The sequence below is a fragment of the Leucobacter japonicus genome (assembly GCF_001273855.1).
GTDB lineage: Bacteria > Actinomycetota > Actinomycetes > Actinomycetales > Microbacteriaceae > Leucobacter > Leucobacter japonicus.
The window spans coordinates 1-408 of the sequence record NZ_JHBX01000055.1 but is presented as its reverse complement, the minus strand read 5'-3'; the positions used below and the strand labels follow the sequence as shown (position 1 = coordinate 408).

Below are 408 nucleotides of genomic sequence, written 5' to 3'. Positions count from 1 at the left end.
GGCTAAGGATCCGAAGAAACCGGAGTCGGTTCCTCACGTCGAACTTGGATATAACGTCACTGATGACGATGCACAGAGGACCTTGGCTGGCCTGCTCAAGACCCCGGGATTTTCCTTACTCAAGGCCCCGAAGGACGGAAAGTTGCATGCCGTCTATCATCAGTTCTACGACTCTCCCTTTAATGTTTTTGCACTTGAGCAGTTCGCGGCATGGCAACATCCGAAACAATTCAAGGGTGTCGACCTAACGAAGGATTTCGCTAAATTCCATGAGGACTACTTGCCTTTTGGCTACCGCGGCGTGTTTTTCGTCACGCTGAAGAAGTGAATCCGACGTGAGTAACACTGACATGTCCCTTGCCCGGGAGGATCCTGCCACCGGAATGGTGGCTGTGGTGAGGGGATACT

Annotated in this window: 1 pseudogene; it reads left to right on the top strand. The window is 52.2% G+C overall.

From position 1 onward, the window contains the following. Positions 1-328, top strand: a pseudogene (locus AMS67_RS00165) (hypothetical protein); the annotation flags it as partial. Between the last annotated feature and the right edge of the window lie 80 nt (positions 329-408).